Genomic DNA, 20,308 nt, shown 5'->3' with positions numbered 1-20,308 from the left:
CTTTTGGAGTGAGTGAAAAAGCCAATGGCTGCTTAAGCAGAAATCTTGTCGTCGCCCTTCAGGCTGGCCGGTGGCCAGTTGTCGAGACGCATACCCAGGCTCAAACCACGAGAGGCCAGAACGTCCTTGATCTCGGTTAGGGACTTCTTACCCAGGTTCGGGGTCTTGAGCAGTTCAACCTCAGTGCGCTGAATCAGGTCACCGATGTAGTAGATGTTTTCTGCCTTCAGACAGTTAGCACTACGAACAGTCAGTTCGAGGTCATCCACAGGGCGCAGCAGGATAGGATCAACTTCATCCTCTTCCTTAACTGGCTCTGGCTCTGGCTCACCTTCCAGATCAACAAATACAGCCAGCTGCTGCTGCAGAATGGTTGCAGCACGACGGATGGCTTCATCCGGGTCCAGAGTACCGTCGGTTTCCAGATCAAGAACCAGCTTGTCCAGATCGGTACGCTGCTCGACACGAGCACTTTCAACGACATAGGAGACGCGGTAAACAGGGCTATAGGTGGCATCCAGTTGCAGACGGCCAATAGCACGGGTCTCATCTTCATCCTGATGACGGCTGTCAGCAGACTCATAACCGCGGCCACGAGCTATCCTCAGCTGCATGTTCAGGTCGCCTTTCTCATTCAGATTGGCGATCACATGATCCGGGTTAACGATTTCAACATCGTGGTCCAACTGGATATCCGCAGCAGTCACAGGGCCAGCACCTTTCTTGGTCAGACTCAGTGTTGCTTCGTCACGGCCGGTCATGCGAATGGCAAGACCTTTGAGGTTCAGCAGGATGTCAATAACATCTTCCTGAACACCTTCAATCGCACTGTATTCATGCTGTACGCCGTCAATCTCAACTTCTGTCACGGCACAGCCGGGCATGGAAGAGAGAAGGATACGACGCAGAGCATTGCCCAAGGTATGTCCAAAACCACGCTCAAGCGGTTCCAGAGTTACCTTAGCGCGCGTCAGGCTAATTTCCTCGACATCAATGTGTCTAGGAGTAAGAAATTCAGTAACCGAATTCTGCATGGATGTTACACCCCACCTAACTGTCTATCCCTTACTTGGAGTACAGCTCGACGATCAAGTTTTCGTTGATGTCAGCTGACAGGTCACTCCGCTCGGGCAGCACCTTGAAGGTACCTTCCTTTTTGCTGGCATCAACCTCAACCCAGGTAGAAAACCCACGCTGAGCGGCCAGTTCAAGGGCTGCGTTGATACGCAGCTGGTTTTTAGCCTTTTCGCGGATGGCGACAACATCGCCAGGCTGAACCTGGTAGGAAGGAATGTTTACAGTCTTTCCATTCACCAGGATGGCTTTGTGGCTTACCAGCTGACGTGCTTCGGCACGGGTGGAACCGAATCCCATGCGGTAAACTACATTATCAAGGCGAGACTCAAGCAGTTGCAAGAGGTTTGCACCCGTTGCACCTTTCTTGCGATCAGCGGCCTTGTAGTAGTTACGGAACTGCTTCTCCAGTACACCGTAGATACGACGAACTTTCTGCTTTTCACGAAGCTGTACACCGTAGTCAGAAAGACGGCCACGACGCTGACCGTGCTGACCTGGAGCAATTTCTGCTTTGCACTTTGACTCGAGTGCACGAACACCACTCTTCAGAAAGAGATCGGTGCCTTCACGACGAGACAGTTTGCACTTTGGACCAATATATCTAGCCATTTATACCGACTCCTGCTTATACACGACGCTTTTTAGGCGGACGACAACCGTTGTGGGGGATCGGAGTAACATCAGTGATGTTAGTGATCTTGTAGCCACAAGCGTTCAGTGCGCGTACAGCGGATTCGCGGCCAGGACCAGGTCCTTTCACGCAGACATCCAGATTCTTCAGACCGTATTCAGCGGCAGCCTGACCTGCACGCTCAGCAGCAACCTGGGCTGCAAACGGCGTGCTCTTACGAGAACCACGAAAACCGGAACCGCCGGCTGTGGCCCAGGCCAGAGCGTTGCCCTGACGATCGGTAATGGTCACGATAGTGTTGTTAAAAGAAGCGTGGATGTGAGCAACACCGTCAACAACCTGCTTTTTAACCTTCTTACGTGAACGAGTACCTGGCTTTGCCATATCAGAATAAATCCTGTTTCATAAGAACGGTATAACCATTCTTAATTGATACTTACTTACGAATAGGCTTGCGAGGACCCTTACGGGTGCGAGCATTCGTCTTGGAACGCTGACCACGAACCGGCAGACTGCGACGGTGGCGGATACCACGGTAGCAACCCAGGTCCATGAGGCGTTTGATGTTCATACTGATTTCACGACGCAGATCACCTTCAACGTCCAGCTTGGCGATTTCGCCACGCAAGGACTCAAGTTGCTCTTCGCTCAGATCAGCGATTTTGGCTTCTGGCTTAACGCCAGTGGTCTCACACAGCTTTTTAGCTGTGGTCTTGCCGATGCCGAATATGTAGGTCAACGAGATAACAGCGTGTTTGTTATCCGGAATGTTGACGCCAGCAATACGGGCCATTCAATCGTCTCCGTTTGTTTTCTCCGTGAGTTCATCCTTGCCTTTACAGACAGGGACATTTTGAGTTCACGGTTATTTTCGCCTGTAGACTTATCAACCAACTTTGCAGCCAGTCATGCGATGTTTATCTACTTCGCCATCTATAGACAGATAACACGGACCGGATCAGCACCTGAAGATACTGTCGGGAATGCTATAAAGCATGCCCTCCCAATCCATTGTTAGATGCTTACACAACTAACAGGTCGAAAAGCGGAAATTTTAATCCCACCAACGACAAAATACAACCGCTCATGATGCTCATGAACGGCTGTATTTATCTGTAGCCTTATGAGGTCAGGCCATAACGGCCTGGGACAACCCGAAAGACCTCATGCACAATCAACCTTGGCGTTGCTTGTGACGTGGCTCAACGCAGATGACACGAACAGTGCCCTTGCGCTTGATAATCTTGCAGTTACGGCAGATTTTCTTAACCGATGCACGTACTTTCATTATTCACTCCACCATTTCAGAGCTAGTGGCATTCGATGCAGAACCGGTGTTAGCGGATCAGGCCACCACCACCATAGCCCTTAAGATTGGATTTCTTCAGCAGTGACTCGTACTGATGTGACATCAGGTGTGACTGCACCTGAGCCATGGTATCCATGACGACCACTACTACGATCAGCAGACTGGTACCACCCAGATAGAAAGGCACGTTAGCCGAAACTACCAGGAACTGTGGCAGCAGACATACTGCTGTCATATAGATAGCGCCAAACATGGTCAAACGAGTCAGGACACCATCAATGTAACGGGCAGACTGCTCACCAGGACGAATACCCGGGATGAATGCCCCTGACTTCTTCAGGTTGTCTGCAACATCCTTCGGATTGAAGACCAGCGCAGTGTAGAAGAAGCAGAAAAAGATGATACCTGCAGAGAACAAGACTATGTTCAACGGCTGACCCGGACCCAGTGCCAGTGCGATATCCTGGAGCCATTCCCAGCCCTCGCCCTGACCAAACCATTGTGCAATGGATGCAGGGAAGAGCAGAAGGCTGGAAGCAAAAATGGCTGGAATAACACCAGCCATATTTACTTTCAGGGGCAAATGGCTGCTCTGTGCCGCAAACACTTTACGACCTTGCTGACGCTTGGCGTAATTGACAGTTATACGGCGCTGACCGCGTTCGATGAATACTACGAATGCAATAATTGCAATGGCCAGCAGAGCAATTGCGAGCAATGCCAGAATATTGATGTCACCCTGACGGGCGGACTCGAATGACCGCCCGATCGCACTGGGAAGGCCAGCGACAATACCTGCAAAGATCAGGATAGAGATGCCGTTACCAATCCCGCGTTCAGTCACCTGCTCACCCAGCCACATCATAAAGACGGCACCGGTTACGAAGGTGACTACAGCTACTACATAAAAGCTGATATCAGGATTGAACGCCACGCCCTGGTTAGCAAGACCTACGGTCATGCCAGTACCCTGGACGAACGCCAGCAACACTGTCAGGTAGCGGGTATACTGACTGATCTTGCGTCGACCCGATTCACCTTCCTTCTTGAGCTGTTCCAACTGGGGGCTGACCACGGTCATCAACTGAATGATGATGGACGCCGAAATGTAGGGCATGATTCCCAGTGCCAGCACCGACATACGCTCCAGTGCACCACCGGAGAACATGTTGAACAGGCCAAGAATGGTCCCTTCATTTTGTTGAAACATCCGAGCCAGGGCATCAGGGTTGATGCCAGGCACAGGAATATGAGCACCGATCCGATATACCAGGATCGCCAGAAATACGAACTTGAGGCGAGAAATTAACTCGCCCAAACCGCTTTGATTCCCAACAGGTAGTGTCTTAGCCATTTAGTCCTCGATCTTACCACCAGCAGCTTCGATCGCGGCGCGAGCGCCTTTGGTAGCTGCCAGACCTTTTAGTGTTACGGCCTTGTTCAGTTCGCCGGACAGTATCACTTTCGCTCGCAGGATGCTACCGTTGATGAGGTCTGCAGCCTTCAGAGCCGCCAGATCGATCACTTCGGATTCAACCTTGGCCAGCTCATGCAGACGAATTTCAGCAGTGAAACGCGCCTTGCGGGAAGTAAAACCATACTTGGGCAGACGGCGTTGCAGTGGCTGCTGGCCGCCTTCAAAACCTGGTCTTACAGAACCACCGGAACGTGACTTCTGACCTTTGTGACCACGACCACCAGTCTTACCCAGACCGGAACCGATACCACGGCCAACGCGCTTGCGCTCTTTACGACTGCCTTCGGCAGGACTCAGAGTATTCAGACGCATGTTATTCTCCTTCGACCTTAACGAGGTAAGATACCTTGTTGATCATGCCGCGAACGGAAGGAGTATCTTCCACTTCAACCGTGTGGTTGATGCGACGCAGACCCAGGCCACGGACGCAAGCCTTGTGGCTTTCGAGGCGACCGTTAGTGCTCTTTACGAGCGTCACTTTGATCTTCTCAGCCATGACTTACCCCAGAATGTCTTCAACAGACTTGCCACGCTTGGCAGCAATGTCATCAGGAGAACGCATGTCGCGCAGACCCTTGAAGGTTGCGTTAACAACGTTCACAGGGTTGGTGGAACCGTAGCACTTGGCCAGTACGTTGTGTACGCCAGCCACTTCCAGAACAGCACGCATTGCACCACCGGCAATAACACCGGTACCTGCAGAAGCAGGCTGCATGTAGACCTTGGAAGCACCGTGACGGGCTTTTACAGGGTACTGCAGGGTATCACCGTTCAGGTCTACCTGGATCATGTTGCGACGGGCAGCTTCCATAGCCTTCTGAATAGCGACAGGCACTTCACGCGCCTTGCCACGACCGAAGCCTACTTTACCTTTACCATCACCAACAACGGTCAGGGCTGTGAAACCGAAGATACGGCCACCTTTCACCACTTTGGCTACACGGTTAACCTGCACCAGTTTTTCGATCAGGCCTTCGTCATTGTTTTGCGGTTTACGCTCATCTTTCGCCATGATGCCTACCCTCAGAATTCCAGACCGGCTTCACGGGCTGCATCGGCGAGAGCCTTAACACGACCGTGATACTTAAAACCGGAGCGGTCGAAAGCGACCTTGGCAACACCAGCAGCTTTAGCTCGCTCAGCAATCAGAGCGCCCACTTTTTTAGCAGCTTCAACGTTACCGGTAGCTTCGCCACGCAGCTCCTTCTCAACGGTGGAGGCAGAGGCCAGCACCTTGTCACCCTCAGGGGCAACCACCTGCGCATAGATATGACGCGGTGTGCGATGAACGCTCAGACGGTTAGCGCCCAATTCACGCATCTTCATCCGTGCACGTCGGGCACGACGCAGGCGAGCAGAATTTTTATCAATCATGATCACCTTACCTTACTTTTTCTTGGCTTCTTTACGACGAACGTGTTCGTCGGCGTAGCGGACACCCTTGCCTTTGTATGGCTCTGGGCGACGGAATTCGCGGATTTCCGCTGCAACCTGTCCAACCAGCTGCTTGTCGATACCCTTGATCAGGATCTCTGTCTGGCTTGGAGTTTCCGCAGTGACGCCTTCCGGCAAACTGTAGTCAACCGGATGAGAGAAGCCAAGGTTCAGATTCAGGCTCTTGCCCTTGGCCTGCGCACGATAACCTACACCCACCAGCTGCAGTTTCTTTTCGAAACCAGCGGTCACACCGGTCACCATGTTGTTAACCAGCGCACGGGTAGTACCAGCCAATGCACGAGAGTGCTTGGCACCGTCACGGGCTTCGAAAGTCAGGACGTTTTCTTCCTGCTTTACTTCAACGTTGGAGTGAATGCTCAGCTCCAGTTGACCTTTACCACCCTTGATGGAGATGTGCTGACCATTCAACTTGATCTCAACACCGGCAGGGACTTCTACAGGGCTTTTTGCTACTCGAGACATCTGACCCCTCCCTTAGAATACGGTGCAAAGAATTTCGCCACCAACACCGGCTGCACGGGCAGCACGATCGGTCATTACACCTTTGTTGGTAGAAACAATGGCAATACCAAGACCGCCTTTCACTTTGGGCAGACCTTCTTTGCCTGCGTAAGAACGAAGACCCGGACGGCTAGCGCGCTTCAGGTTTTCAATAACAGGTTTGCCTTCATAGTATTTCAGGTCGATGATCAGAGTTTTCTGAACTTCGCCTTCTACACGTGCATCGGTTATATAACCTTCTTCCTTCAGTACTTTGGCTACAGCAGCCTTTACCTTGGAAGATGGCATTTCGACAGATGCATGTTCTGCCATTTGGGCATTACGGATACGAGTTAGCATATCTGCTAACGGGTCCTGCATACTCATTATCTATCTCTCCAGAAGATCAATCGCGCTTACCAGCTGGCCTTAACCAGACCTGGAACATCACCACGCATGGCCGCTTCACGCAGCTTGATGCGGCTCAGGCCGAATTTACGCAGGTAGCCGTGAGGCCGACCTGTTACACGACAGCGATTACGCAGACGAGATGAGCTGGCATCACGTGGCTGCTTCTGCAGTGCTACCTGAGCGTCCCACTTCTCATCTTCTGAGCTGTCAGGACTGATGATGATCGCTTTCAGCGCAGCGCGCTTCTCTGCATACTTGGCAACGGTGCGCTGACGCTTCAACTCCCGCTGCTTCATGGATACTTTTGCCATGGGCTCGTACCTTAATCAGTTACGGAACGGGAAGTTGAAGGCTTTCAGCAGTGCACGGCCTTCGTCGTCAGTCTTGGCTGTGGTAGTCAGGGTAATATCCAGACCACGCAGAGCGTCGACTTTATCGTAATCGATTTCCGGGAAAATGATCTGCTCTTTGACACCCATGCTGTAGTTGCCACGGCCGTCGAAAGACTTCGGGCTGATACCACGGAAGTCACGAACACGAGGCAGAGCAATGTCAACCAGACGCTCCAGGAATTCGTACATACGTTCGTCACGCAGGGTCACTTTAACACCGATTGGCCAGCCTTCACGAACCTTGAAGCCTGCAACGGATTTACGTGCCTTGGTAACGACTGCTTTCTGACCGGCGATTTTCTCCATGTCAGCAACAGCGTTTTCGATGACTTTCTTGTCACCGATCGCCTCACCCACACCCATGTTCAGGGTGATTTTAGTGATACGAGGAACTTCGTGAACGTTGCTCACGCCCAGCTCTTCTCTGAGCTTGGGCAGGATCTCTTCACGATATTTAGTCTTGAAGTTTGCCATTATGCCACCCCTTACGCGTCAACCGGTTGACCGGTAGACTTGAACACGCGCTGTTTCTTGCCATCTTCAGAGATAGCAATGCCAACACGGTCAGCCTTGTCGGTTTCTGTGTTCAGGATTGCAACGTTGGAAGCCTGAATTGGAGCTTCTTTTTCAACGATGCCACCAGGGGTGCCCAGTGTGGGGTTAGGCTTCTGATGCTTCTTGATCATGTTGATACCAGAAACAATCAGTTTGCCATCGGCACGAACGGTCTGCACTTTGCCGCGCTTACCTTTGTCCTTGCCAGCAATGACGATTACTTCGTCGTCACGACGGATCTTTTTCATTTCCTGCTCCCTTACAGTACTTCTGGTGCCAGGGAAATGATCTTCATAAACTGCTCACCACGCAGTTCACGAGTCACTGGCCCAAAGATACGGGTACCGATTGGCTGATTGCTTGCGTTCAGCAGAACGGCAGCATTGCCATCGAAGCGGATTACGGAACCGTCTGGACGACGAACGCCTTTTTTGGTACGCACAACAACGGCATTCATCACCTGGCCTTTTTTGACCTTACCGCGTGGAATCGCTTCCTTAACGGTGACTTTGATGATGTCGCCAATGTGGGCGTAGCGGCGGTGGGATCCACCCAACACCTTGATACACTGTACTCGACGAGCGCCGGAGTTATCGGCTACTTCGAGTTGAGATTCTGTCTGGATCATGCTTATTCTCCAAGCCCAAACTGCAGACGGGTACCCGCCGGTCGTTGTACAACTGGCCGACCACAAGGCCAGCCACTTCCACTCAGACCCAGGGCACCGTGGCCTTATATTTGAGTAGCACGCTCATCAATGGAAACCAGTTCAAATGTCTTGGACTTAGACAAAGGACGTGTTTGCTTGATTGTGACAATGTCGCCCATACGGCAATCATTGTTTTCGTCGTGAGCGTGCAACTTGGTGGACCGCTTAACGATCTTACCGTAGAGCGGATGTTTAACACGGCGCTCAATAAGAACGGTGACGGTCTTGTCCATCTTGTCACTCACAACCTTACCGGTCAGAGTACGGACTTTCTTGTCTTCAGCCATTGTTAAATACCTGCCTTCTCATTCAACGCCGTCTTAATACGGGCGATGTCGCGTCGGGTCTGCTTCAGCAGATGAGTCTGACTCAGCTGACCCGTCGCTTTCTGCATGCGGTAGTTAAACTGGTCCCGCAGCAGTGTGACCAGCTCTTCGTTGAGCTGTTCAACCGTTTTTTCACGCAATTCAGCAGCTTTCATCACATCACGCTCCGCTTAACGAAGGCAGTTTCCACTGGCAGCTTGGCTGCAGCCAGGGCAAATGCCTCGCGAGCCAGCTCTTCGGACACACCTTCCATTTCGTACAGGACACGACCCGGCTGGATCTGTGCTACCCAGTACTCGACACTACCCTTACCTTTACCCATACGAACCTCGAGAGGTTTCTTGGAGATCGGCTTGTCAGGGAAGACGCGAATCCAGATTTTACCACCACGCTTGATGTGACGGGTCATGGCACGACGTGCTGCTTCGATCTGACGAGCAGTTATGCGTCCACGGCCTGTTGCTTTCAATGCGTATTCACCGAAGCTAACAGTGGAGCCGCGGTGTGCCAGGCCGCGATTGCGACCCTTTTGCTGCTTACGAAATTTCGTACGCTTTGGCTGTAACATTACCGCGCTCCTTACTTCTTAGCCTGTCTCTTCTTAGGACGTTTGGCTGGCTCTTTAGGCTGCTTTTCAGCTTCAGCTGCCATTCCGCCAATCACTTCGCCTTTGAAGATCCATACTTTAACGCCCAGGATACCGTAGGTAGTCAGGGCTTCATAAGTTGCGTAATCGATGTCTGCACGCAGAGTGTGCAGAGGTACGCGACCCTCACGGTACCATTCGGTACGGGCAATCTCGGCGCCGCCGAGACGACCACTGATTTGCACCTTGATGCCCTTCGCGCCCAGACGCATAGCATTCTGTACAGAACGCTTCATGGCACGACGGAACATTACACGACGCTCCAGCTGACCAGCGATGGACTGTGCAACCAGCATTGCGTCCAGTTCGGGCTTGCGAACTTCTTCAATGTTGATGTGAACAGGTACGCCCATCATATTGGTAACAGCCTGGCGCAGCTTCTCAACGTCTTCGCCTTTTTTACCAATTACGATGCCTGGACGGGCAGTATAGATGGTAACGCGAGCGCTCTGAGCAGGACGCTGGATGTCGATGCGGCTTACGGAAGCATTTTTCAGCTTCTTCTGCAGGAAATCACGAACTTCCAGATCTGTAATCAGCTTGTCAGCGTATTGCTGACCTTCAGCAAACCATACAGATCTGTGGGGCTTTACGATGCCCAGTCGGATCCCATTTGGATGTACTTTCTGACCCATGTGATCGCTCCTTAGACCTCTGCAACCTTAACCGTGATATGGCAAGACCGCTTAAGAATGCGATCAGCACGGCCCTTGGCACGTGGACGAATGCGCTTCATGGTCATACCTTCGTCAACGAAGATAGCAGACACTGTCAGCTCATCGATATCCATGCCTTCGTTGTGCTCTGCGTTAGCAATCGCAGATTCCAACACTTTCTTGACCAGCTCTGCAGCCTTTTTAGGGCTGAATGCCAGCAGGTCCAGGGCTTCACCAACAGCTTTGCCTCGGATCTGGTCAGCAACCAGGCGCGCTTTCTGGGCGGAAATGCGAGCGCCTTTATGTATAGCAGCTACTTCTTTCATTTCTTACCCTCTTAGCGCTTCTTGGCCTTTTTGTCTGCAGCGTGACCGCGGTAGGTGCGGGTAGCAGCAAACTCGCCCAGCTTGAGGCCTACCATGTCTTCGCTAACGAAAACAGGCACATGCTGGCGACCGTTATGAACGGCGATAGTCAGACCCACCATGTTTGGCAGGATCATTGAGCGGCGTGACCAGGTCTTGATCGGACGCTTGTTGCCGCTTTCAACCGCATCTTCGACTTTCTTCAGCAGGTGAAGGTCGATAAATGGGCCTTTCTTCAAAGAACGTGGCACTGTCGTATCCTCTCTCTAGGCTTACTTCGCGCTGCGACGACGTACGATCATCTTATCCGTACGCTTGTTGGAACGAGTCTTACGACCCTTGGTCGGAACACCCCATGGTGTCACTGGGTGACGACCACCGGAGGTACGACCTTCACCACCACCGTGTGGGTGATCAACCGGGTTCATGGCAACACCACGAACGGTCGGACGCACGCCTCTCCAACGCTTGGCACCCGCCTTACCCAGAGAGCGCAGATTGTGCTCGCTGTTAGAGGCTTCACCCAGAGTTGCACGACAGTCAGCCAGTACTTTACGCATTTCACCGGAACGCAGACGCAGGGTTACGTAAGCACCATCACGCGCTACGACCTGAGCGGAAGTACCGGCACTGCGCATCATCTGCGCACCTTTACCTGGCTTGAGCTCAACACAGTGAACTACAGAACCCTGCGGAATATTACGCAGAGGCAGTGTGTTGCCTGGCTTGATAGGAGCATCAACACCAGAGTAAAGCTCGTCACCGGCTTTCACACCTTTAGGTGCGATAATGTAACGACGCTCACCGTCCATGTACTTCAGCAGGGCGATATGAGCGGTACGATTTGGATCGTATTCCAGACGCTCAACGATAGCCGGGATGCCATCCTTGTTGCGACGAAAGTCTACGATACGGTAGTGCTGCTTGTGACCACCACCACGATGACGGGTAGTGATGCGACCAGCGTTGTTACGACCACCAGACTTGCTCTTCTTTTCCACCAGAGGCGCGTGTGGGCGACCCTTGTGAAGGTCAGGGTTTACAACCTTGACAACAAAGCGACGACCCGGAGAAGTCGGCTTGCACTTAATTACGGCCATCCTGTAACTCCTTATTCCGCGTCGGCAAAGTCAATCTCTTGACCCTGCGCCAGACTGACGTACGCTTTTTTCCAGTCTGAGCGCTTGCCCATACCGAAACGAGTACGTTTGGTCTTACCTTTAACAACCACTGTACGAACAGCATCAACGCTGACTTCGAACAGTTGCTCTACCGCTTTTTTGATTTCAAGCTTGGTTGCGTCCTTGGCTACCTTGAAGACGTACTGGCCATGCTCTTCAGCCACCACTGTCGCCTTCTCGGAAATGTGCGGACCAAGCAGAACTTTATAAATACGTTCCTGGTTCATCCCAGCATCTCCTCGAATTTCTTGATGGCTGCTACAGTCATCACGACTTTCTCATGAGCGATCAGGCTGACAGGGTCAACGCCTTGTACGTCACGTGTATCCACATGGGGAATGTTGCGAGTCGCCAGATACAGGTTCTGATCTACTTCATCAGAAACAATCAGCCCCCTCTCGACATTCAGCTCCTTCAGTCTGGCTACCATCAGTTTGGTCTTTGGCGTTTCGGCACCAAGGCTTTCAACTACCACCAGACGTTCCTGACGAACCAGCTCAGACAAGATAGAACGCAGAGCACCACGATACATTTTCTTGTTCAGCTTTTGAGCGTGATCCTGTGGTTTAGCAGCAAAAGATTTACCGCCCCCGCGCCACAGTGGGCTACGGATTGTACCGGCGCGTGCACGGCCAGTACCTTTTTGACGCCAGGGTTTACGTCCACCGCCGCTTACTTCGCTGCGGGTTTTCTGAGCACGGGTACCTTGACGAGCACCGGCCATGAAAGCAACGACAGTCTGGTGAACCAGGCTTTCGTTGAATTCAGTACCGAAGGTCACGTCAGAGACTTGAACCGTACCAGCACCTGTTACATTCAATTCCATCGTCTAATCCCCTCAGGCGCGCGCTTTAACTGCAGCTTTAACGATAACGTCAGCACCAGTAGCACCAGGCACTGCACCCTTTACCAGCAGCAGGTTACGTTCAGCATCAACGCGAACGATTTCCAGGGACTGAACAGTCACTTTCTCAGCACCCATATGCCCAGCCATCTTCTTACCCTTGAAGACACGACCCGGGGTCTGACACTGACCGATGGAACCAGGAGCACGGTGAGACAGAGAGTTACCGTGTGTAGCGTCCTGCATATGGAAGTTCCAACGCTTTACGCCACCCTGGAAGCCCTTACCTTTGGACTGACCAGTTACGTCTACTTTCTGACCCTGCTCGAACAGGTCAACTCCGATCAACTGACCCAGCTCGTAAGAAGCAGAATCGTCAACACGGAATTCCCAAAGACCATGACCAGCCTCTACCTTTGCTTTCGCAAAGTGGCCAGCCTCTGGCTTGCGAACACGGCTGCTTTTTTTAGTACCCGTAGTCACCTGAACTGCGCTGTAACCATCAACATCCAGGCTTTTAACCTGAGTGATGCGGTTAGGGTCAACCTCAATTACAGTGACTGGTACAGAAGCACCGTCTTCTGTGAAGATACGGGTCATACCGCACTTCTTACCGACTAATCCAATAGTCATTTCAACCTCTCTCGTGTACGGGGCTTTCACCCACTATGGCCGCTCATTCCAGAGCGTTACACAAAAGTTTTGTGCACACTGAATGGCTGCCCGTGCCGCTATTAACCGAGACTGATTTGCACTTCAACGCCAGCTGCCAGGTCTAGCTTCATCAGTGCGTCAACGGTCTTTTCGGTGGGCTCAATAATGTCGAGAAGACGTTTATGAGTACGAATCTCATACTGATCACGCGCATCTTTGTTTACGTGTGGAGAGATCAGAACCGTGAAACGTTCTTTTCGGGTTGGCAGAGGGATTGGACCACGCACCTGAGCACCAGTTCGCTTCGCAGTATCAACAATTTCCTGCGTGGACTGGTCAATCAGACGATGATCAAAAGCCTTCAAACGAATGCGAATCTGCTGAGCTTGACTCATCTTGTTGTAACCATCTATCAATAAAGAACTAAGTCCGGTGAACAATGCCACCCAGACAAAAGAGGACGCGGAATTCTACTAAGCACAAAACTTAAAGTCAACACAAGTGCCGGACGAAAAATAATTCGACACTTGTTTCAGCCACCGCACGCGTAGTTAAGACGGCATGATAACCTAATAAAACGAGTAATGAGATAAGGAAAACTGCTAAGGAGTGTTGAGCAAGTTTCCCACCTGGCCTTTACGATCACGCTAAAAATATGTACGACAGCACTAAAGTGCTAAGGCTATATCGGACGTTAGAACTTAACTTGGCTAGCTGTCCAGTTGACCGGCACCTACTATTCTGCTCTCTGGAAGTGTCAGGCTCATATTTTTATTGATTGCTTTGGATCCTCGGTTCAACCCATCAGCGTTTCGGAATCAGGCTAAAACAAAACTGCTTTAGCTTAAGTGCATCCAGTAAAAGAAAACTGGAAAAACGGCGGATAAAAAAAATCACTGCGGTGGTCACAGTGATTTTTGGTTTATGGTTCAGATCACATCAGGTTTATGCCTTTGATGTTGAAGCTTCCCCCTCATAATAGGCCACAACCCTGTCAGCAAGCTTTGACCGTTCAAAGCCATTGTCATTCGTTGCCTCCAGAACCACATTGTAAACCTTTGCGATCACATAGGGGGTAAAGTAGGCTGTCACGCTTAATCCTATGAAAGATCCAACAGCTGAGCCAGCAACGCCCCCAACAAATAGACCTTCTGGCCCTGCTATCGCCCCAAGCCCGGCACCAATGCTACCCAAAGTGAAAGCCCCAACGGAAGCGGCAGTCGGCATTTTGTATAACACTGATGCAACGCCCATCGCGATCGCTGATAATGCGGCCAGAGCTCGATTGGTTTTTCTGGCTTGCAATGGCTGACCCTCATATCCCTTACCCCCTAAAGGCATATGTGAGCCCTCATTAGACGGTGCAGCGACAGCTACTTTTTTACCAGAAAGACTTGCTTCATTTTTTTCTGTTAAAGTGGCTTGAAATGGCGCTTGATACTGCCCCGCTACATCAGAATAATCGATTGTACCTAAATGCATATACACCTCCATTTGTACAGATTTATGAGTATTTATTCCGTAATAGTTCTTTCCTCAATGAACTTGTACTGAATGATATTGATCTATAACAATCTACTCAATTACACAAATGTTAGAATTAATGTAACCGCTCATTTGAGGACGTCTTCAAAAATCACAACCTGACTGCCAGCCTTTCCCCTGCAAACAACGCAGGAGATACCTAACGTGAAGCAACTGACAAAACCCTTTACCCGTCTCAACCCTGAGCAGTGGCAACAGATCATTGATCAGCAAATAGCCAGTGGCTTGAGCCAGAAAGCTTTTTGCCAAACTCAAAACATAAGCCTGGCAACATTCACAAACTGGAAACGCAAACTCAGGAATTACAACAACACTGACTCCTTTGATATCGCTCAGGCTTCTGCCCCGGAATGGGTTGAAGTCCCAAACGGGCTGACTGAGCCTCCAGCCAGCTTAAACTGGCAGTTGGAACTTGAGCTGCCCGGTGGCGTTATTCTTCGTATGCGTCGCTGATCATGTTTTTTCCAGAATCTCAGGTTCGGATCTGGCTCTACAACCGGCCCACCGACATGCGTAAATCCTACGACGGCCTGTCTGCCCTGGTGAGAAACAAACTTGAAGAAGACCCACTCAGCGGCCAGCTGTTTGTCTTCATCAACCGCAAACAAACCCAGTGCAAGGTGCTGTATTTTGATCGCAGTGGATACTGTATCTGGAGCAAACGACTGGAACAGGGTCAGTTTCATACTCATGCAGGCAAATCCATCAAGCAAACAATGGCGTGGACAGATCTGAAGCTCATCCTTGAAGGCATTGATACCCGCTGCGTTCAGCAATATAAACGCTACAAACATCAACCGTCCCGTTACACAAAAGGAGAGTCAAAGGTCTATCTTTAACCGCCATGAAATTACCTGTTTCGACCCCCGGCACCACTGACCAGGACCTGCTCCAGCAGATCCTGGTCTTGCTGTCGGAGCGTGATCAGGAAATAGCTTCTCTTAAACATCAGCTGGCCTGGTTTAAACAACAGCTATTTGGTGAAAAATCCGAAAAGCGCCTGATTGAGAATCCGGACCAGCTGGCGCTGGGAGAAATCCTTCAGGACAAGCCTGAAGAGCAGGAAACTCCCACAGAAACCATCACTTACGAACGGCGGAAAAAGAATCGCCCTGAAGACTGTGTGACCGATCAGGGACTGCGCTTTACTGAAGATGTACCGATTGAACTCATCCCGATGCCTGCTGCAGAAATGAAGGGTGAAGACGCAGACCAGTACGAAATCATTGACTACAAGTACACCTATCGGCTGGCGCAGCGCCCTGCCAGCTATGTCATCCTGAAATATCAGCGCGAAGTCGTTCGCCATAAGCCCAGCCAGACGCTAACAACGGTAGCCGCACCATCAGGATTATTTGATCGCAGCTTTGCCGATGTCAGCTTTATCGCAGGTCTGCTGGTAGAGAAGTACCGCTTTCACGCACCGCTTTACCGCCAGCATCAGAAACTTGAGTCCAGTGGTATTACCATCAGCCGTGGAACCCTGACACATCTTGAGCAGCGTGCCGGGCACTTACTCAAACCCATCGCTGACGAAGTGCTCAACAGCTGTCTGGAAAGTCGTGTCCTCACTCTGGATGAAACGCCCGGAAAAGCGGGCCGTAAAAGCAAGGGCAAGATGCAAAGAGGCTACTTCTGGTGTTTTTACGGAGACCAGAATGAGATAGCTTTTACCTTCTCCACCAATCGTTCTGGCAGGGTCGTAGAACCTTATCTGAAAGAGTATAAGGGGGTCTTGCTGACCGATGGTTATTCGGAATACGACCGCCTGTGCATGAAATATCCCAAAATCATCCATGCCCAGTGCTGGACACATAGCAGGAGGTACTTCGTCAAGTCACAAGAGGTCGAGCCAGAAGCCGCAAAAGAGGCGCTGGACTGCATAGGTGCGATCTATCAAGTCGAAGACGAAATCCGCAAAGCTGGGCTGCAAGGCGAAGCAAAGCAGGAATACCGCCAACAGAATGCCAAGCCACTGGTTGATCAGTTCTTTAACTGGCATAAAGAACAACTTCGTCGCCTGAATCTGGTGAAAAGCAACCCATTGAGCAAGGCTCTTGGCTACGTGAACAAACGGGAAAAAGAGCTACGGCTTTATCTGGATAATCCGGATGTCGCCATTGATACGAATCACCTGGAGCGAAGTCTCAGGTGTATCCCGATGGGGAGAAAGAACTGGCTTTTTTGCTGGACAGAAGAAGGGGCAGTCAATGTAGCCGTGTTTCAGACGTTAATCGTCAGTTGTCTTCTTGCAGGCATTGATCCATACAAGTACTTCGTCGATGTGCTTCAGCGCATCAGTTACCATCCGGCTCGAGATATCCGGGAGCTAATCCCACGAATCTGGAAAGAGAAATTCGGGGCCAATCCGTTAAAATCCGATCTCGATAAGTAGGGGGAGTCTATACCCTGCTTGAACGCTTACGAATTAATAACATCTCAAGGGTGCAATATGGAATCCAGCAAGATTCCTTTGCAGTCTGGGTTCAACCCATCAGTGTTTCGGAATCAGACTAAAACTAATCTGCTTCAGTTAATTGAGTGTGCCCGACAAAAGAAAACTGGAAAAACGGCAGACAAAAAAAATCACTGCGGTGATCACAGTGATTTTTGGTTTATGGTTTAGGTCGCATCAGGCTTATGCCTTTGATGTTGAAGCTTCCCCCTCATAATAAGCCACAACCCTGTCAGCAAGCTTTGATCGTTCAAAGCCATTGCCATTCGTTACATCCAGGACCGCATTGTAAACCTTTGCCATCAAATAGGGGGTAAAGTAGGCTGTAACGCTTAATCCTATAAAAGATCCAACAGTGACACCAGCAACAGCACCAGCAAACAGACCTTGTGGCCCCGCTAACGCTCCAACCGCCGCACCAATGGAACCCGCTGTGAAAGCCCCAACGGACGTGGCGGTTGGCATAACGTATAACACTGATGCAACGCCCAGCGCGAGCGCTGACAATGCGGCCAGAGCACGATTGGTTTTTCTGGCTTGCAATGGCTGACCCTCATATCCCTTATCCCCTACAGGCACATGAGAACCCTCATTAAAGGGTGCTACGATAGCTACTTTTTTACCAGAAAGACTTGCTTCATTTTTGTCTGTTAAAGTGGCTTGATATGGCGCTTGATACTGACCCGCTACATCAGAATAATCGATTTTATCTAAATGCATATTACACCTCCATTTGTATAGATTTATGAGTATTTATTCTGTAATAGTTCTTTCCTCAATGAACTTGTACTGAATCATATTGATCTATAGCAATCTACTCAATTACATAAATGTTAGGATTACTAACATCTTAAGGGTGCAATATGGAATTAGGCTGAAACAAAACCGCTTTAGTTAATAAAGAGTACCAAGTAAAAGAGAATCAGAAGAATGAGGCAAAAAAAGCAACCGTTAAAGCCAAGAGCATTCACCCCAACTTGTCGAGATCGAATTTTAACGGACTCAACTCGAATTTCTCTTTCCAAAATCACGGGATCAGCTCTCGAATATCTCGAGCTGATTGAAAACTGATGCGCTGAAGCACATCGATGAAGTACTGAGATGAATCTATACCTGCAAGAAGAAAACTGACAATTACGTCTAGAACACAGTGACATTATCCCCTTCCCTCTTCTATCCAGCAAAAAAACCAGTTCTTTCTCCCCGCTGGTACACAGCGAAGGCTACACGCCAGATGTTTGGCCTTCCGTTGGCGGTATTCCTTTTTTCTTCACCTTGCAGCTCGGCTTTACGAATTTCGTCTTCGACTTTATTATACGGTCAATGTGTTATCGGGAGCAGGCATCTCAGTCATCATCAAACACTCTTCAGTCAGCTTCAGGTAGTAATCCAGATCAGGATGCTCCAGCTCGGCTTGCTTGCCCATATCATCATAAACCCGAACTCGCATAGCTTCCTTGTAATAAGGCTCCGCTTCAAAAGCCGCAACTTCCTGATCGCTCATCAAACCACCTTGTATTGCAAGAGACTCCCGCGAAGCCTCGGTAAGTTTGTCGTAATAGGCAGGCTTAAGTGTGCACATGTATCGCTTCGCCTGAACATGAAGACGAATACAATCTGTGACCAGTGTTGGCAGATAACCTTTCAAACAACGCTCACCAATATCTTCATGAAAACCATCAATGCCATGATCGGAAATATCTTCCGGGAGACCATGCAACAAATGACCAATATCATGAAGGAAAGCAGCAACGACTACTTCCTTTGAGCTGCCACTCTGTTCAGCGTAAAAGGCTGACTGCAACATATGATTGGTCATTGAGATATGCTCACCATAAGCAACATGACCATTCTCGATATATTGTGTGCGGATAAAGTCAATAACTCTCATTTCAATAATCTTTTCTTCTGGATCAATTCATTCGCTTAAGTTCACTGCGTAGGGAATCAATATCCGCATAGGCCCCCTGAAGATGTCGTTTACCCCGGGCTGGCATTGGCAGGCGCATCGGCTGGACCGAACGGTTGTTAATACGAATACCGATGATTTCACCCTCGCAGCCCAACTCAATCACCGGGCCAGTGCTCGACAAACTGGCGCTATCACTACTGAAGTTGTATTGCAGGGTGGTTGTCGAAAGCAGAGCGAAGTATTCAGGATGCTGCTGTCTAAGCAACTGTGCCGCATAAAAACCATCCGCCAGAGCCAGACCAGTCATCCATTTTTTCATAAGGTCATCTCCAAATAGAATCGACCTGAACCAACGACATATACTGGCATCACCTTACTCCGGCTATGTTTCAACCAAATGAAACCTTTTTATCCATGCCTTAGTTATTGCTCTCGGGGCTGGAAAAGCGCAAGAAAGGAAGATCACAAGGAATACCTGCGACTGAAGACGGCAAAAAACCAAATAAATGGACACTTGAAAACCAGTTGGCTGTCATTATTAAAACGGCAGCATTAAATCAAGGGAAGTGTCACACAGGAGAAAAAGTGATGTTGAGCTTATGCCCGGTGGCTTCCGCATATTTTTTCAACATACCCAGACTCGGGAGCGTTTTACTGTTGGCACTCTCAAGTCGGCAGATACTGGTTTTCTGTGTACCTATTGCCTGGGCAATATCCTCTTGGGTCATTCCTGCTTCCTGCCGCATTCGAATCAGTTCACGACGGAGTGCAAAGAACTCTGCTTTTTCTTCCATCGCAGCTTGAACATCTTCGCGCTCAAGCGCCTTCTTGCGAAATGCTTTATAACTTAAGTTTGCCATGCTGCACCTCCTTCATCCGCTTATATCCAAGATCTAAGTCTCTTTTAGATGTTTTTTGAGTTTTTTTCTGAAACACATGCAAAATAACAACATGGTTTCCTTTCACACTGCAAAAAAGACCCCTGCCTATTCCTTCAGGCCCATTAGCCCTAAGTTCATATAACCCACGCCCCATTGGTTTGGTATGAGGTTCACCAAGGTTTGGACCGTGAACTTCAACCTGATCAAGAAGATCAATGAAATCAGCCAGTATCCCGGCTGGCAGCTTGCCCATGTCCTTGGCGACTCGATCACTGTAGAAATGGATGTGCCAAGTTAATTTTTTCATAAAGTGAGGTTAGCAATATTGTTAACCTTGTCAAGTT

At 50.1% G+C, this 20,308-nt stretch carries 36 protein-coding genes; 3 read left to right on the top strand and 33 right to left on the bottom strand.

The features are described 5' to 3' along the window. Window positions 1-32: 32 nt before the first annotated feature. The 28 genes from ACOMHB_RS04075 to ACOMHB_RS03940 all read right to left on the bottom strand — a co-directional run bounded on the left by ACOMHB_RS04075 (window position 33) and on the right by ACOMHB_RS03940 (window position 14,653). Window positions 33-1,034, bottom strand: a complete 1,002-nt coding sequence (locus ACOMHB_RS04075) for a DNA-directed RNA polymerase subunit alpha (protein WP_422136694.1) — start codon at window positions 1,032-1,034, stop codon at window positions 33-35. A gap of 31 nt (window positions 1,035-1,065) precedes the next feature. After that, window positions 1,066-1,686: a 30S ribosomal protein S4 gene (gene rpsD / locus ACOMHB_RS04070; protein WP_257254923.1), complete on the bottom strand. Its 621-nt coding sequence runs from the start codon at window positions 1,684-1,686 to the stop codon at window positions 1,066-1,068. A 16-nt stretch (window positions 1,687-1,702) separates the two neighbouring features. Beyond that, window positions 1,703-2,092 (bottom strand): 30S ribosomal protein S11, encoded by a 390-nt coding sequence (rpsK, locus tag ACOMHB_RS04065; RefSeq protein WP_034841784.1) that lies wholly within the window; start codon window positions 2,090-2,092, stop codon window positions 1,703-1,705. Window positions 2,093-2,144: 52 nt separating this feature from the next. Then, window positions 2,145-2,501 (bottom strand): 30S ribosomal protein S13, encoded by a 357-nt coding sequence (rpsM, locus tag ACOMHB_RS04060; RefSeq protein ID WP_422136693.1) that lies wholly within the window; start codon window positions 2,499-2,501, stop codon window positions 2,145-2,147. Window positions 2,502-2,882: 381 nt separating this feature from the next. Then, window positions 2,883-2,996, bottom strand: coding sequence for a 50S ribosomal protein L36 (rpmJ, locus tag ACOMHB_RS04055; RefSeq protein WP_079253874.1), 114 nt, complete (start codon window positions 2,994-2,996; stop codon window positions 2,883-2,885). A 49-nt stretch (window positions 2,997-3,045) separates the two neighbouring features. Beyond that, a complete protein-coding gene (secY, locus tag ACOMHB_RS04050) occupies window positions 3,046-4,371 on the bottom strand; it encodes a preprotein translocase subunit SecY (RefSeq protein ID WP_317143664.1) in 1,326 nt (441 codons plus the stop codon). Then, complete coding sequence (rplO, locus tag ACOMHB_RS04045) at window positions 4,372-4,806, bottom strand: 50S ribosomal protein L15 (protein ID WP_317143665.1); 435 nt, start codon at window positions 4,804-4,806, stop codon at window positions 4,372-4,374. A 1-nt stretch (window position 4,807) separates the two neighbouring features. Then, complete coding sequence (rpmD, locus tag ACOMHB_RS04040; RefSeq protein ID WP_252177315.1) at window positions 4,808-4,990, bottom strand: 50S ribosomal protein L30; 183 nt, start codon at window positions 4,988-4,990, stop codon at window positions 4,808-4,810. Window positions 4,991-4,993: 3 nt separating this feature from the next. After that, window positions 4,994-5,506: a 30S ribosomal protein S5 gene (rpsE, locus tag ACOMHB_RS04035; protein ID WP_252177316.1), complete on the bottom strand. Its 513-nt coding sequence runs from the start codon at window positions 5,504-5,506 to the stop codon at window positions 4,994-4,996. 11 nt (window positions 5,507-5,517) lie between these two features. Further along, window positions 5,518-5,868, bottom strand: a complete 351-nt coding sequence (rplR, locus tag ACOMHB_RS04030) for a 50S ribosomal protein L18 (protein WP_257253596.1) — start codon at window positions 5,866-5,868, stop codon at window positions 5,518-5,520. A gap of 12 nt (window positions 5,869-5,880) precedes the next feature. After that, entirely contained in the window at window positions 5,881-6,414 is a 534-nt protein-coding gene (rplF, locus tag ACOMHB_RS04025) for a 50S ribosomal protein L6 (protein ID WP_422136692.1), read from the bottom strand. A gap of 12 nt (window positions 6,415-6,426) precedes the next feature. After that, window positions 6,427-6,819 (bottom strand): 30S ribosomal protein S8, encoded by a 393-nt coding sequence (gene rpsH / locus ACOMHB_RS04020; RefSeq protein WP_422136691.1) that lies wholly within the window; start codon window positions 6,817-6,819, stop codon window positions 6,427-6,429. Between the two features lie 29 nt (window positions 6,820-6,848). Beyond that, window positions 6,849-7,154 carry a 30S ribosomal protein S14 gene (rpsN, locus tag ACOMHB_RS04015; RefSeq protein ID WP_422136690.1) on the bottom strand — a complete coding sequence of 102 codons (306 nt, stop codon included), beginning with the start codon at window positions 7,152-7,154 and terminating at the stop codon, window positions 6,849-6,851. Between the two features lie 15 nt (window positions 7,155-7,169). Beyond that, the gene (gene rplE / locus ACOMHB_RS04010; protein ID WP_257253585.1) at window positions 7,170-7,709 is read right to left on the bottom strand and encodes a 50S ribosomal protein L5; all 540 of its coding nucleotides are present in this window, start codon (window positions 7,707-7,709) and stop codon (window positions 7,170-7,172) included. An 11-nt stretch (window positions 7,710-7,720) separates the two neighbouring features. Next, window positions 7,721-8,038, bottom strand: coding sequence for a 50S ribosomal protein L24 (rplX, locus tag ACOMHB_RS04005; RefSeq protein WP_257253580.1), 318 nt, complete (start codon window positions 8,036-8,038; stop codon window positions 7,721-7,723). Window positions 8,039-8,049: 11 nt separating this feature from the next. Further along, window positions 8,050-8,418 (bottom strand): 50S ribosomal protein L14, encoded by a 369-nt coding sequence (gene rplN / locus ACOMHB_RS04000; RefSeq protein ID WP_062268071.1) that lies wholly within the window; start codon window positions 8,416-8,418, stop codon window positions 8,050-8,052. 104 nt (window positions 8,419-8,522) lie between these two features. Beyond that, window positions 8,523-8,786 (bottom strand): 30S ribosomal protein S17, encoded by a 264-nt coding sequence (gene rpsQ / locus ACOMHB_RS03995; protein WP_422136689.1) that lies wholly within the window; start codon window positions 8,784-8,786, stop codon window positions 8,523-8,525. 2 nt (window positions 8,787-8,788) lie between these two features. Beyond that, on the bottom strand, window positions 8,789-8,980 hold the full coding sequence (gene rpmC / locus ACOMHB_RS03990; protein WP_252177324.1) for a 50S ribosomal protein L29: 192 nt from the start codon (window positions 8,978-8,980) through the stop codon (window positions 8,789-8,791). Further along, a complete protein-coding gene (gene rplP, locus ACOMHB_RS03985) occupies window positions 8,980-9,393 on the bottom strand; it encodes a 50S ribosomal protein L16 (protein WP_034841748.1) in 414 nt (137 codons plus the stop codon). The genes rpmC and rplP overlap by 1 nt, the downstream gene beginning before the upstream one ends. Window positions 9,394-9,404: 11 nt before the next feature. Next, window positions 9,405-10,106, bottom strand: a complete 702-nt coding sequence (gene rpsC / locus ACOMHB_RS03980; protein ID WP_422136688.1) for a 30S ribosomal protein S3 — start codon at window positions 10,104-10,106, stop codon at window positions 9,405-9,407. Between the two features lie 11 nt (window positions 10,107-10,117). Further along, on the bottom strand, window positions 10,118-10,453 hold the full coding sequence (gene rplV, locus ACOMHB_RS03975) for a 50S ribosomal protein L22 (RefSeq protein WP_448215582.1): 336 nt from the start codon (window positions 10,451-10,453) through the stop codon (window positions 10,118-10,120). An 11-nt stretch (window positions 10,454-10,464) separates the two neighbouring features. Continuing rightward, window positions 10,465-10,743: a 30S ribosomal protein S19 gene (gene rpsS, locus ACOMHB_RS03970; protein ID WP_252177327.1), complete on the bottom strand. Its 279-nt coding sequence runs from the start codon at window positions 10,741-10,743 to the stop codon at window positions 10,465-10,467. 21 nt (window positions 10,744-10,764) lie between these two features. Beyond that, entirely contained in the window at window positions 10,765-11,592 is an 828-nt protein-coding gene (gene rplB / locus ACOMHB_RS03965) for a 50S ribosomal protein L2 (protein ID WP_252177328.1), read from the bottom strand. Window positions 11,593-11,603: 11 nt separating this feature from the next. Continuing rightward, a complete protein-coding gene (gene rplW / locus ACOMHB_RS03960) occupies window positions 11,604-11,900 on the bottom strand; it encodes a 50S ribosomal protein L23 (protein WP_422136686.1) in 297 nt (98 codons plus the stop codon). After that, entirely contained in the window at window positions 11,897-12,499 is a 603-nt protein-coding gene (gene rplD, locus ACOMHB_RS03955; RefSeq protein ID WP_252177330.1) for a 50S ribosomal protein L4, read from the bottom strand. The genes rplW and rplD overlap by 4 nt, the downstream gene beginning before the upstream one ends. Before the next feature lie 12 nt (window positions 12,500-12,511). After that, on the bottom strand, window positions 12,512-13,150 hold the full coding sequence (gene rplC, locus ACOMHB_RS03950; RefSeq protein WP_422136685.1) for a 50S ribosomal protein L3: 639 nt from the start codon (window positions 13,148-13,150) through the stop codon (window positions 12,512-12,514). Window positions 13,151-13,251: 101 nt separating this feature from the next. Further along, complete coding sequence (gene rpsJ, locus ACOMHB_RS03945) at window positions 13,252-13,566, bottom strand: 30S ribosomal protein S10 (RefSeq protein ID WP_034841731.1); 315 nt, start codon at window positions 13,564-13,566, stop codon at window positions 13,252-13,254. A 550-nt stretch (window positions 13,567-14,116) separates the two neighbouring features. Further along, the gene (locus tag ACOMHB_RS03940; protein ID WP_448215581.1) at window positions 14,117-14,653 is read right to left on the bottom strand and encodes a hypothetical protein; all 537 of its coding nucleotides are present in this window, start codon (window positions 14,651-14,653) and stop codon (window positions 14,117-14,119) included. A 207-nt stretch (window positions 14,654-14,860) separates the two neighbouring features. Here ACOMHB_RS03940 and tnpA point away from each other — a divergent pair, with 207 nt between their 5' ends. From tnpA to tnpC, 3 genes are read left to right on the top strand one after another with little or no spacing between them, the layout of a single operon-like run. After that, window positions 14,861-15,169 (top strand): IS66 family insertion sequence element accessory protein TnpA, encoded by a 309-nt coding sequence (gene tnpA, locus ACOMHB_RS03935; RefSeq protein ID WP_448215511.1) that lies wholly within the window; start codon window positions 14,861-14,863, stop codon window positions 15,167-15,169. Between the two features lie 2 nt (window positions 15,170-15,171). Continuing rightward, window positions 15,172-15,555, top strand: coding sequence for an IS66 family insertion sequence element accessory protein TnpB (gene tnpB, locus ACOMHB_RS03930; RefSeq protein ID WP_422452200.1), 384 nt, complete (start codon window positions 15,172-15,174; stop codon window positions 15,553-15,555). 5 nt (window positions 15,556-15,560) lie between these two features. Next, entirely contained in the window at window positions 15,561-17,111 is a 1,551-nt protein-coding gene (gene tnpC / locus ACOMHB_RS03925; RefSeq protein WP_448215580.1) for an IS66 family transposase, read from the top strand. Between the two features lie 243 nt (window positions 17,112-17,354). Here the strand turns inward: tnpC and ACOMHB_RS03920 are convergent, their stop codons facing one another. The 5 genes from ACOMHB_RS03920 to ACOMHB_RS03900 all read right to left on the bottom strand — a co-directional run bounded on the left by ACOMHB_RS03920 (window position 17,355) and on the right by ACOMHB_RS03900 (window position 20,271). Then, window positions 17,355-17,891 (bottom strand): hypothetical protein, encoded by a 537-nt coding sequence (locus ACOMHB_RS03920; RefSeq protein WP_448215579.1) that lies wholly within the window; start codon window positions 17,889-17,891, stop codon window positions 17,355-17,357. A 592-nt stretch (window positions 17,892-18,483) separates the two neighbouring features. Beyond that, the gene (locus ACOMHB_RS03915; RefSeq protein ID WP_448215578.1) at window positions 18,484-19,062 is read right to left on the bottom strand and encodes an HD domain-containing protein; all 579 of its coding nucleotides are present in this window, start codon (window positions 19,060-19,062) and stop codon (window positions 18,484-18,486) included. 22 nt (window positions 19,063-19,084) lie between these two features. Continuing rightward, the gene (locus ACOMHB_RS03910) at window positions 19,085-19,402 is read right to left on the bottom strand and encodes a Fe(II)-2OG oxygenase family protein (RefSeq protein WP_448215577.1); all 318 of its coding nucleotides are present in this window, start codon (window positions 19,400-19,402) and stop codon (window positions 19,085-19,087) included. A 250-nt stretch (window positions 19,403-19,652) separates the two neighbouring features. Further along, on the bottom strand, window positions 19,653-19,943 hold the full coding sequence (locus ACOMHB_RS03905; RefSeq protein WP_448215576.1) for a helix-turn-helix domain-containing protein: 291 nt from the start codon (window positions 19,941-19,943) through the stop codon (window positions 19,653-19,655). Next, a complete protein-coding gene (locus tag ACOMHB_RS03900; protein ID WP_448215575.1) occupies window positions 19,924-20,271 on the bottom strand; it encodes a type II toxin-antitoxin system RelE/ParE family toxin in 348 nt (115 codons plus the stop codon). Before ACOMHB_RS03900 ends, ACOMHB_RS03905 begins: the two co-directional genes overlap by 20 nt. Between the last annotated feature and the right edge of the window lie 37 nt (window positions 20,272-20,308).

The organism is Endozoicomonas sp. 2B-B (assembly GCF_053470045.1).
The sequence above is the reverse complement of the archived record's forward strand: the minus strand, read 5'-3'. Positions and strand labels throughout refer to the sequence as shown.